The sequence below is a fragment of the Mesorhizobium sp. M7A.F.Ca.US.006.04.2.1 genome, from assembly GCF_004022915.1.
GTDB classification, from domain to species: domain Bacteria; phylum Pseudomonadota; class Alphaproteobacteria; order Rhizobiales; family Rhizobiaceae; genus Mesorhizobium; species Mesorhizobium ciceri.
The window spans coordinates 1-3,147 of sequence record NZ_RZQA01000764.1 but is presented as its reverse complement, the minus strand read 5'-3'; the positions used below and the strand labels follow the sequence as shown (position 1 = coordinate 3,147).

At 64.9% G+C, this 3,147-nt stretch carries 3 protein-coding genes; all 3 read right to left on the bottom strand.

Going from position 1 to position 3,147, the window contains the following annotated elements:
* Positions 1-1,106, bottom strand: a 1,106-nt coding sequence (locus EN925_RS29645) for a hydantoinase/oxoprolinase family protein (RefSeq protein WP_164894468.1), incomplete at its 3' end; no start/stop codon positions are given.
* Positions 1,103-2,773: a thiamine pyrophosphate-binding protein gene (locus tag EN925_RS29640; RefSeq protein WP_127367401.1), complete on the bottom strand. Its 1,671-nt coding sequence runs from the start codon at positions 2,771-2,773 to the stop codon at positions 1,103-1,105. The genes EN925_RS29645 and EN925_RS29640, both read right to left, overlap by 4 nt.
* A 98-nt stretch (positions 2,774-2,871) precedes the next feature.
* The coding region (locus EN925_RS29635; protein WP_206632990.1) for an FAD-linked oxidase C-terminal domain-containing protein at positions 2,872-3,147 on the bottom strand (276 nt) is incomplete at its 5' end.

Below are 3,147 nucleotides of genomic sequence, written 5' to 3'. Positions count from 1 at the left end.
TAGCAGGCGGGACCGGGTTCGGACCCGGCACTTTCCGGGCCGGTCTGGATGCGGCCCATGGCGTCGACCCAGGCGATCGAGCCGCCGCCGGCGCCGATCTCGATCATCTCGATGACCGGGATCGAGATCGGCATGCCGGAGCCTTTGCAGAAGCGATAGGTGCGGGCGACCTCGAAGGTCCGCGCCGTGCGCGGCGAATAGTCCTCGATCAGGCAGATCTTCGCGGTCGTTCCGCCCATGTCGTACGAAACGACGGAGTCCAGGTCGAAGCGCCGCGCCACGTCGGCCGCAAAAATGGCACCGCCGGCCGGACCGGACTCGACCAGGCGCACCGGAAATTCGGACGCGGTTTCCACCGAGATCAGTCCGCCGCCCGAGTGGATCATGAACACCGGACAGTTCGCCCCCATCTCCTTCAGCCGCACCTGGAGGCGCACCAGATAGTCGGCCATCTGCGGCCGGACATAGGCATTGGCGCAAACCGTGTTGAAGCGTTCGAACTCGCGCATCTGCGGCGAGACCTCAGCGCTGATGGAAATCGGTATGTCCAGCTTTCTGGCGAGGATCGCGCGTGCCCGCTGCTCATGCACCGGGTTCATGTAGGAATGGATGAAGCCGATGGCGACGGCGCCGAAGCCGCCCGCGGCGATGCTGCCGGCGATCTCGTCGAGCGCTGCTTCGTCCAGCGGCTGCAATTCCTTTCCGTCCGCGCCGATGCGCCCCTTGACCGTATAGCGATGCTCGCGCGGGATCAGCGGCGGCGGCAGCTTCAGGTTCAGATCATACTGTTCGAACCGGTTTTCCGTGCGCATCTCGATGACATCGCGAAACCCTTCGGTGGTGACCAATGCCGTCTTGGCGCCACGCCGTTCGATGAGCGCGTTGGTCGCCAGCGTGGTGCCGTGAATGACGATGTCGAGGTCCGCCAGCGTGATGCCGGCGTCGCGCACGACAATCTCGATCCCGTCGAGGATAGCCTGTTCGGGGGCGGCATAGTTGGTCAGGATCTTGGTCGAAAAGATCGTGCCGCGCACATCGACCACAATATCGGTGAACGTGCCGCCGATATCCGCGCCGAGACGAATGTCATTTGCCGTACTGGTCATGCGTTGGCCTTATGCGAAGCGAGCGCTGCGTCGCGCATTTGGGAAAGGGTTTGACGCGGCGTGATCGCCTCCGGGGAAATATCCAGCTCCAGGACCGCGCCGGTCGCGGATGCCAGCGCCCTGCCGAAAGCGCCGGCGAAATCGCTGGTCGCGCCGACCCGCTCGGCGTGGAAGCCATAGGCCCGGGCGATGCCGACGAAATCCGGGTTCTCGATGTTCGTTCCCGACACGCGCGCCGGATAGTGCCGCTCCTGATGCGCGCGGATGGTCCCGTAGATGCCGTTGTTCAGGATGAGGACGATCGGCTGCGCCCCGGCCTGCATCGCCGTCCCCAACTCCTGGCAGTTCATCTGGAAATCGCCGTCACCGGCAAAGCAGACCACCGTGCGTGAGGGAAAGGCCACTTTGGCCGCGATGGCCGCCGGCAGGCCGTAGCCCATGGCGCCGGATTGCGGTGCAAGCAGCCGCGCCTTTGGCCCGAATTTGAAGAACTTGTTTGGCCACACGGTGAAATTGCCGGCGCCGTTGGTCAGGATGACGTCGTCGGGCAGCGTTTCGCGCAGCCAGCGGCTGACTTCGACCATGTCGACCGGGCCCGGCTGGGCAGGCGCGGTGAACGTGCCCTCATAGCTTTGGCGTGCCTGCGACCGCCACGCGCCCCAGTCGCCCTTGACCGGCGAGAGCGCCTTGGCGAAGGCGTTCGGCCCGGCATGGATGCCAAGCGCCGGCACATAGATCTTGCCGATCTCGCGATCCGAAGCGTGGACATGGATCAGCTTCTGCTTCGGCTGGGGCACGGACAGCAGCGTGTAGCCATCCGTGGTCATCTCGCCGAAGCGCACATTGATCGCCAGGATCACATCGGCGTCCCGGATCAGCTTCTTGACATGCGGGACCATGCCGACACCGGCCTCGCCGACGAAGACCGGTGAGCCATTGTCGAACTGATCCTGGAAGCGGAACGCCGCGACCACCGGAATGTCGGAGGTTTCGGCGAAAGCCTGGAGCACGGCACGCCCGTCAGCTGACCAGTTGGCACCGCCGATCAGGATGACCGGTCTGCTGGAGGCGGCCAGCATGGACCGGGCCTCGGCCAGCGCATCGGCATCGGCCGCGGCCTCGAACACCCTGGCAGGCCCGCTGAGCGCCGCGACATCGGTCGGCGTGGTCAGCATGTTCTCGGGCAGGGCGATCACCACCGGGCCGGGCCGCCCGGTGAGCGCCGTGGTCCAGGCCCGGGCAATGATTTCCGGCAGGCGCTCGACAGCGTCGATCTCCACCGCCCATTTCGCCATCGTGCCGAACACCGCGCGGTAGTCGATTTCCTGAAACGCTTCGCGGCCGCGCATGTCGGTGCCGACCTGGCCGACGAACAGGATCATCGGCGAACTGTCCTGCATCGCCGTGTGCACGCCGATGGACGCATTGGCGACACCCGGTCCGCGCGTCACGAAGCAGATGCCCGGCGAACCCGTCAGCTTGCCATAGGCCGAGGCCATGAATGCCGCGCCGCCCTCGTTGCGGCACAGCACGTAGTCCAGCTTTCCACGAGTGTCGTGCAGCGCGTCCAGCACGGCCAGATAGCTTTCGCCCGGCACACCGAAACTCTTGGTCGCGCCGAGCGCGATCAGGCATTCGACAAGAAGGCGACCGCCATTGCGGATCATGCTGCGACATCCTTCATTCAGGCGGCAAGCGGATCGAGCCTGCCTTTCAGATTCATACGTGCACGCTGGCGCATCGAGACGAAACCAAGAAATGCCGTCTATTCGAAAGTTTTTCTTTCCCGAGAGGCGCGAACCAGGACGTCCGGGTTCATCGTGCCCAGCGGATCGAACGCGCCTTTGAGCCGCGCCATGAGCTCTCGCTCCACCAGGCCGCGATTGCGGTCGGCCATGACCACCTTTGCCCGGCCAAGCCCATGCTCGGCGGCAAAGCTGCCGCCCATCTGAGTGGCAAGAGATGACAGCGCCTCTGCGAACAGCTCGGCCTTGCCGTCGAAATCGGCACGACCTTCCGGCGGAGACAAATTGTAATGGAT

What these genes read in the sequence shown, in the direction of transcription:
- EN925_RS29640 (WP_127367401.1), bottom strand. Translation starts at nt 2,773, where the DNA reads ATGATCCGCAATGGCGGTCGCCTTCTTGTCGAATGCCTGATCGCGCTC.